7 protein-coding genes are annotated in these 8,303 nt (G+C 37.3%); all 7 read right to left on the reverse strand.

What is annotated here, in order from left to right; all coding sequences use genetic code 11:
* Positions 1-27 precede the first annotated feature (27 nt).
* Positions 28-1,488, reverse strand: a complete 1,461-nt coding sequence (gene lepB, locus JR347_RS10955; protein ID WP_317192598.1) for a signal peptidase I — start codon at positions 1,486-1,488, stop codon at positions 28-30.
* Positions 1,489-1,535: 47 nt separating this feature from the next.
* Complete coding sequence (dapB, locus tag JR347_RS10960; protein WP_205720647.1) at positions 1,536-2,261, reverse strand: 4-hydroxy-tetrahydrodipicolinate reductase; 726 nt, start codon at positions 2,259-2,261, stop codon at positions 1,536-1,538.
* The gene (locus JR347_RS10965; RefSeq protein WP_205720648.1) at positions 2,261-2,872 is read right to left on the reverse strand and encodes a DUF5683 domain-containing protein; all 612 of its coding nucleotides are present in this window, start codon (positions 2,870-2,872) and stop codon (positions 2,261-2,263) included. The genes dapB and JR347_RS10965 overlap by 1 nt, the downstream gene beginning before the upstream one ends.
* Complete coding sequence (locus tag JR347_RS10970; RefSeq protein ID WP_205720649.1) at positions 2,872-3,756, reverse strand: ParB/RepB/Spo0J family partition protein; 885 nt, start codon at positions 3,754-3,756, stop codon at positions 2,872-2,874. The genes JR347_RS10965 and JR347_RS10970 overlap by 1 nt, the downstream gene beginning before the upstream one ends.
* A gap of 10 nt (positions 3,757-3,766) precedes the next feature.
* Positions 3,767-4,537 carry a ParA family protein gene (locus JR347_RS10975; protein ID WP_205720650.1) on the reverse strand — a complete coding sequence of 257 codons (771 nt, stop codon included), beginning with the start codon at positions 4,535-4,537 and terminating at the stop codon, positions 3,767-3,769.
* Positions 4,538-4,794: 257 nt separating this feature from the next.
* Positions 4,795-6,606, reverse strand: a complete 1,812-nt coding sequence (gene yidC / locus JR347_RS10980) for a membrane protein insertase YidC (RefSeq protein ID WP_205720651.1) — start codon at positions 6,604-6,606, stop codon at positions 4,795-4,797.
* Positions 6,607-6,620: 14 nt separating this feature from the next.
* Positions 6,621-8,234, reverse strand: coding sequence for a CTP synthase (locus tag JR347_RS10985; RefSeq protein WP_205720652.1), 1,614 nt, complete (start codon positions 8,232-8,234; stop codon positions 6,621-6,623).
* Positions 8,235-8,303: the final 69 nt, after the last annotated feature.

Here is an 8,303-nt window from a genome sequence, read left to right on the forward strand (position 1 = left end):
CGTAGAACTTTAAACATTGAACTAATGCTACTCAATCAAATTAAAAAATCTCGTCCATCTTACTTTGTTGAAGAAACTCTTATTAGCATCTAATGAAAGCCATATAAAGAAGCCTTTTCCTACAATGTGGTCTTCAGGCACAAAGCCCCAGTAACGGGAATCAAGAGAATTATGGCGGTTATCACCCATCATAAAGTAGTAATTCTGGTTAAAGGTGTATTCAGTTACTTCCTGGCCATCAATAAATAATTTCCCATCTCTAATCACAGCATTTTCAGTGTGATCATAGAGAGTAATGGCATCGCCATAAGTAGCGAGTGTAATTTTGTTGATAGGAATAGTCATTCCTTCTGCAGGCATTACGATAGGTCCATACCAATCAGCATTCCATGGGAATAGCTCAGGGTCATTTGGAAATATTCCATTATCCAACTCACCTTCATTGTATGGTTCAAATCGCTTAAATGGATTGTTAGATGCCGCTCTTATTTCTTTCACATATGATTCCTTACTTAGTCCTTCAACCTGCTCACTTGTTAAATACAATAGTTGTACTGGTGGGTCATTTGATAGCAGCTGAATTTCAGGGATATCAAACTTATCCAATACACGCTGGCTCAATACATTCGTTGAAAACACAAGATAGGAGTACTGCATTTGGTCAGGGTTTTCAATTGCACTGCCATTAATAAATATCTGCTTGTCTTCAATTTTCAAAGTATCACCGGGTAAACCCACGCATCTTTTAATGTAGTTGGTTTTGAGGTCAATTGGATAGTCAATACCCTCATTCAAGTGAATTGGAGGGATATTAAAAACCACCACGTCATTTTGTTTCACGTCTGTAAATCCTGGTAGTCGGTATTGTGGCAATTGGATCCAATCCACATACGAAGGAATATCCGTTAACCAGATTTTCTGATGCGTTAAAGGTACTTGTAATGGTGTTTTAGGTGTTCTAGTACCGTAGTGGAATTTACTTACGAATAGAAAATCACCAACCAATAGCGATTTCTCCATAGATGGAGTAGGGATGGTGAAAGCCTCCATAACTAGCCACCTGATAAGTGTAGCTGCAACCACTGCAAAAGTTATTGCTTCTACCCATTCTCTAGATTTAGATTTTTTTTGTTCTGGCAACGTATCAAGTTGTCCTATATATTTAACATTCTTATCGAAAGCCATATATGGCATATAGATAAAGCCAGCAACAATCATTAAGAAATGAGATTTGAGACTTGTTTTTCCAAAACAGTTGGCTAAATCAATATGTATTCCTGCAGCTACAAATACGTTAACAATTGGTATGAAAATATAAAAAATCCACCACCAAGGTCTGCCTATTATTTGTAAATGCACATAATAGTTGTAGAATGGTATTAATGATTTCCAGCCTTCTACTCCTGCTTTTTCGAATAATTTATAATATCCAACTGCTGCGCTTATAATTATTGGAGCAAAAATTACTGAGAGTATAATTGTGTTCATATATTGTCAATTTTACCACTAGTATGACTAAAAGTGATTTTATTACATCAATTGTTAATTTTTAAATCTTTTAGAAAATCAGCCATGCTCAGCACACCTTTTTTATCCTGTAGCCATTCAGCAACTAATACTGCTCCCATGGCAAATCCTTTTCTGGAGTGTGCTGTATGAGTAATTTCAATATCATCGATCTCAGAAGCGTATTTGATGGTATGCGTGCCTGGAGCCGGATCTTCTCGAACAGCCTCAATAGGTATTATTTCATTCGATTTCTCTTCTAGCGACCAATTTTTGTAGTCACTTTTCTCTATAATACCTTCAGCAAGAGTAATAGCCGTACCACTAGGTGCATCTTTCTTCTGAGTATGATGAATTTCTTTGATAGATGCTTTGTATTGTTTTTGAGTGCTCATCAACTCTGCCAGTTGCTTATTCAGTTGGAAGAATAAATTCACTCCAATACTGTAATTAGAAGCATAAAAAAATGTACTTCCCTTTTCTTTCGTTAAGGTTTCAATTTCTTTCTTTTTATCTAACCATCCGGTAGTTCCACTCAATACGGGAATGTTGTTATTTACGCAATATTGCAGGTTTTTAAAGGCCGAATCAGGTTCGGAAAATTCTATGGCTACATCAGTATTAGTAGAGTTGTAGTTCGATAAATCAGATGCGTTTGTCTTTGATATTTTACCAACGATTGTATGGTTTCTTTCTACAGCTAGGGCTTCAATTTCTTTGCCCATCTTTCCATAGCCAATAAGGAGAATGTCCATTAGAATTTGAATTTAAGGCTCAGTCCCGTATTAAAACTATTTCGGGAGAATTGATTTCTTTCGAGCATTGGGTCAACCGAAACTCGCAATTCCGGGTTAAGCTCAAACTCCTTTAAGTGCGCATCTATATGAGCATCCAGAATTTGAAGCAAATAGAAAATGCCAGTTAGTATCATGTAATAATCTCTTTCTCTTCTCGCTTTGTCAATAGCTGATCTCAACTGAGCCTCATTGGCACCTGATGGGGGAGTGAAATTATCATCCTGTAAAAGTTGAAATAACTGACCTCTGAAATCAGTGTACTCATTGTGATAAAAATTGGCAGTTGCTCCAAAGAAAATCAGACCACCATATACAATCGGTAGCTTCCAGTATTTCTTGTTATAGATTTGTCCGCCACCAGGGAAAATAGCTGAATATAATGAAGCTTTACGCGGAACAAACTTATCTGCATAGGTCTCTATTTCTTCAATGTTTATTTCCTTATCACTCTCAACAATAATCTCATCATCATTTCGGGAAGAATCAGGATTAACCGATGGGGGAGTGAGCTGACCAAACGAGTCAATGATGGAAAATAGTATGAAAGTAAATAGAGCTAGAAACTTCATCAGACATCTAAAATCTCAAGAATTCGGTTTAAGTCATCAACGGAAACAAAAGGTATTTTGATTTCCCCTTTTTTACCATCCGATTTCACCTGAATTTTCGTGCCAAAGTGAGAGGTAAGTTTATGCTGAAGATTAATAATCTCTTTGCTGGTTTCCTGTGGCTCTTTTTGAGCTACTTTTTTTGTACTACCTTCTTGCCTTACTAGTTCTTCAACCTTACGAACCGATAAATCCTGGCTTATGATCTTTTTGAAGATATCTAGCTGAATGCTCACATCTTCCACACCGATGAGTGCCCTGGCATGTCCCATTGAAATTCGCTTGTCTCTAATAGCAGCTTGAATGTCCGGTGGGAGTTTAAGTAGTCTTAGGTAGTTGTTAACTGTAGTTCTGTTTTTACCAACTCTATCTCCTAATTCTTCTTGTTTTAAATCACACTCTGTCAACAATCTTTGATAACTCAGTGCAATTTCAATGGCATTAAGGTTCTCTCTTTGTATGTTTTCGATGAGCGCCATTTCCAGCATCTGCTGGTCGTCAGCTGTACGTATATACGCAGGAACAGCTTCTAGTCCTGCAAGCTTTGATGCCTGAAATCTACGTTCACCAGAGATCAGCTGGTATTTGCCTTTACTTAATCTTCTGACAGTAATCGGCTGGATGATACCTTGCACTTTTATACTTTCGCTGAGCTCTTGTAAAGCTTCCTGATCGAAGTCCGTTCTCGGCTGAAATGGATTTACCTCAATTTCATCGAGCCTGATTTCATTAATAGAACCAATTTCATTGGGATCACCTGTTTTAATGGTTTTATCCATTGAGGGTGAATCATCAAGCAATGCTCCTAATCCTCTTCCTAACGCATTTTTTCTTTTTGCTGACATCTTTTAACTCTTATGATATGCCGTTCTTGATTAGAATCTCTTTAGCCAGATTCAAATAACTTACGGCACCTTTACTTTCTGCATCATGCGCTATAGCAGGTACACCAAAACTTGGCGACTCACTTAGCTTTATGTTTCTAGGGATGATTGTGTCAAATACAATCTTTTTGAAGTGTGTTTGCACTTCTTCTACCACCTGGTTAGACAATCTCAGTCTAACATCGTACATGGTTAGTAATATCCCTTCAATTTCTAATTGTTTATTTAACCTCGTTTGAATGATTTTTATTGTGTTCAATAATTTACCTAAACCTTCCAAAGCGAAATATTCACACTGCACTGGAATAATTACTGAATCAGCCGCAGTTAGTGCGTTAATGGTTATCAAACCTAAAGAAGGCGAACAGTCAATGATTACAAAGTCATATTCCCCTGCAATTTCTTTAAGGCTGTCTTTCATTCGTTCCTCACGTCTCTCAATACTCACCATCTCTACTTCTGCACCTACCAGGTCGATATGTGAAGGTAAAATATCGAGATATTCAATATCTGTTTTGCTGATTGCTTTTTTAACACTCACGCCATCAACCATGCATTCGTAGATGCTAATTTCTACTTCTCGTGGATTAAGACCTACTCCTGATGTAGAGTTTGCCTGTGGGTCGGCATCTACAATGAGTGTCTTATATTCCAAAGCTGCTAAACTGGCAGCGAGGTTAATGGCAGTGGTTGTTTTGCCAACTCCACCTTTTTGATTTGCAATGGCTAGTATTTTAGTCATTAACGAAGTAGTTTTTAGGTTTTAGTTTCATCGATTCCTTAGAAGTTTTATTATCGCATTAATAGGCTGTTAATGAGCTTTTTACCATCTGAATGCCGCAATTTCAGGCATTTTTCGGAATCTATCCTTTATTAAATAAGGGCTACAAAGATATAAGTTTAATTGAATTATGTAAGAGCAAAGTGATTGCAAATAAAGAAAATGAAAAGCCCTCAATTAGAGGGCTTAATCCATTCGTATAATATGGTTAAAGAATGCTATTTTTTGCCCTTTTTCTGAGCTTGAGCTTTCATAGCATCTTCTAATCTTTGCTGAAATTTAGACTTCTTCCGGCTGCCAGCATTCTTCTTATTCTCTTCCAGAATAGTTCTGATTTTGTCTTCGTCAACAAACCTTCTGATTAACACCTGCTGACCAAAAGTTACAAGGTTAGAGACAAAGTAATAGAAGCTTAAGGCAGCAGGGTATGAGTTCAATACAAACATGAAGATAATTGGCATCATGTAGGATAAAGACTTCATTGGCCCTTGTACTGTGCTCACTTGTTGTTGAGAGTAGGTGATAAGGATAGTGGATGCCGTCATCAGAAGAACAAATAAACTTACATGGTCTCCATAAAAAGGTATTTCAAAGGGTAGGCTTAAAATTGAATCGTAGTTAGATAAATCGTCTGCCCATAAGAAACTTTCACCTCTCAACTCAATAGACTGAGGGAAGAAATAGAACATGGCCAGGAGAATTGGCATCTGAAGTAGCATTGGTAAGCAACCACTTATTGGATTTACACCTACTTGCTGGTAAAGCTTCATTTGCTCCTGCTGAGCCTTTGACATGTCATCACCATGCTTTTCTTTAATTTCGTCTAGCTCAGGTTTTAAGACTTTCATTTTTGCCATAGATAGATATGACTTGTAGGAAAGCGGAGATAAAACCAGTTTGATTATCAATACAATCAGTATGATGATTAGACCGTAATTGTTCAGAACGTTGTTTAGAAGATCGAATAATGGAATGAGCACATATTTGTTCACCCAAAGCATTGGAGGATATCCTAACCAAAGGTTTTTAGAAAAGCCTTCTGCGAATTCACTCGTAATGTGGTAATCATTTGGTCCAAAATAAAAGCGGAAATTAGCTCCTTCAGAGGCAGTAACATCTTCTTTTGGTATGGTTAATGATACCTTCGCGTTTTTAACCATTTCCGGGTTAGCCATATCTACATCAGTAGAAAACTTACCTTTTGAAAAGCTTTTTTCAGCTAGTATTGCCGAAAGGAAAAAACGCTGCTTGATCGTAGACCACTTTATAGGTTCGTTAATAATTTCCTCTTCGTATTCCATAGATCTTTCAGCGATCTCGTCAAAACCATCTGAAAGAGTATAATAATTTACGGTAGAGTTGATTCTACTCATTTCTACGTCCTTCTCCTGAGTGATCATCTGCTCGTTCCAATTGAACAGTACTTCATCTTTGGTTATATCGTTGTTCAGACCTCTTAGACGTAGGTTGTAGCCAACTTCATAGCTATCAGCTGCAAGAAAGTATTCATGACTAACTGTTTTGCCACCACCAAGATTCAGTGTGAAAGTAATTTTCTGACCTTCAGATATGGTTGATGTATTGGCTGAATAGTATAACTCGGTCAAATCAATAGATTTACCCATTGAAGTGACTTGAGTTACAAACTCATTGGTTTTATCAGTTATTAAACGAACAGGATTCTCATCTTTAGAGTTAAAGTTTTTGAGAATAACTTCTCTTATCTCAGCACCTTTGGTGTCAATTGAAATTTTAACCAACTCATTTTCAAGAGTCACTAATTGACTTTCGCCTTTTGCACCAGCTGCAAAAACACCAAATTTGGTTTGGTTTTCAACGTTTATTAGAGAGTCAGGCAAGGTAGGGGCAGCACCTACAGATGTAGAATCAGGTAATTCCAGATTTGGAGTAACTTCTTCAGTTGTTTCGACTAACTCCTCTTGTTGTGGTACTTCAGGTTTAAAAAACGTGAAATATGTAATGAGCATTAAGGCTATAAGAATTAAGCCTGTTGCTTGATTTTTATCCATTTTAAAGAATTATTTTATGATTTTTTCTTAACGATTGCCGCTTCTATAAATTTTACAAATAAAGGGTGAGGGTTAAGTACCGTACTTTTTAACTCAGGATGATATTGCGTTCCAACAAACCACGGATGATTTTCCAGTTCTACAATTTCCACCAATCCAGTTTCAGGGTTAATACCCGTTGCCTTCATGCCAGCCTTTTCAATAGCCTCTAAGTACTTGTTATTAAACTCATAACGGTGTCTATGGCGTTCACTAATATTTTGTTTGCCGTACACTCCGTAAACCTTACTTCCTTTTTTCAGTTTGCAAGGATAAGCACCTAATCTCATCGTTCCACCCATATTTGTAACTATTTTCTGATCCTCCATCAAATCAATCACTGGATTTTTAGTTTTTGGATCAATTTCAGTAGATGAGGCATCCTTAATATTTAGTACATTTCTGGAGAATTCTATTACAGAACATTGCATACCAAGGCAAATACCAAAGAATGGAATGTTATTTTCTCTTACGTATTTAATGGCTTCAATTTTCCCCTGAACACCTCTTTCACCAAATCCTGGTGCCACTAAAACGCCATCCATTTGGCCAAGTATTTCTTTTGTATTTTCAGGAGTTACCGATTCAGAAGAAATCCAATGCAGGTTTACTTTACACTCATTATATGCACCAGCATGTATAAATGATTCTACAATTGACTTGTAGGCATCAGGTAACTCAACGTATTTACCAACTAAACCAATTTCAACTTCATCTGTTGGGTTTTTCAACTTGCCGAGGAAATTTTTCCATTGGTCGAGATTAGGCTCTTCTTTATTGCTGATTTTAAGTTTGGATAATACCCTCTCTGCCAGCTTTTCCTTTCGCATTAAAATCGGCACATCATAAATAGTCTCGGCATCAAGTGCTTCTATCACCGAGTTAATGTGCACGTTGCAGAAAAGAGCGAGCTTCTTTCTTATATCTTGAGGTAAATGCCTTTCCGATCGGCAAACAAGTATGTCTGGCTGAATACCAGCTTCTAAGAGCTGTTTAACAGAATGTTGCGTTGGCTTAGTTTTAAGCTCTTTAGCCGCACTTAAATAGGGGATGAGCGTTAGATGAATCACTAAAAAATTATTGATACCAACATCCCACTTTACCTGTCGTACTGCTTCAATAAAAGGAAGTGATTCAATATCACCTACACAGCCACCTATCTCGGTAATAACAAAATCAAACTCTCCACTTTCACCAAGCTGGTAGATGTTGCGCTTAATCTCATCCGTTATGTGAGGGACAACCTGAACAGTTTTGCCAAGATATTCACCCTTTCTTTCTTTGGTGATTACATTGTTATAAATCCTTCCTGTAGTAACGTTATTGGCTTGGGATGTGGGGGAGTTAAGAAACCTCTCATAATGCCCAAGATCTAAATCTGTTTCAGCACCATCGTCCGTTACAAAGCATTCGCCATGCTCATAAGGGTTGAGTGTTCCCGGATCGATATTAATATAAGGGTCAAATTTTTGGATGGTTACATTATAGCCTCTGGCTTGTAGCAGCTTTCCGAGAGAAGCAGAGATGATACCTTTTCCTAGAGATGAAGTTACCCCACCGGTAACAAAAATATATTTTGCAGAGGCCATAAGTTGTAATAGCTGTGATTTTGTTGTTTAACTTATGGGATGCAAAGGTATCAGAATAACTTGATTTTA

The sequence above is a fragment of the Fulvivirga lutea genome (genome assembly GCF_017068455.1).
GTDB lineage: Bacteria > Bacteroidota > Bacteroidia > Cytophagales > Cyclobacteriaceae > Fulvivirga > Fulvivirga lutea.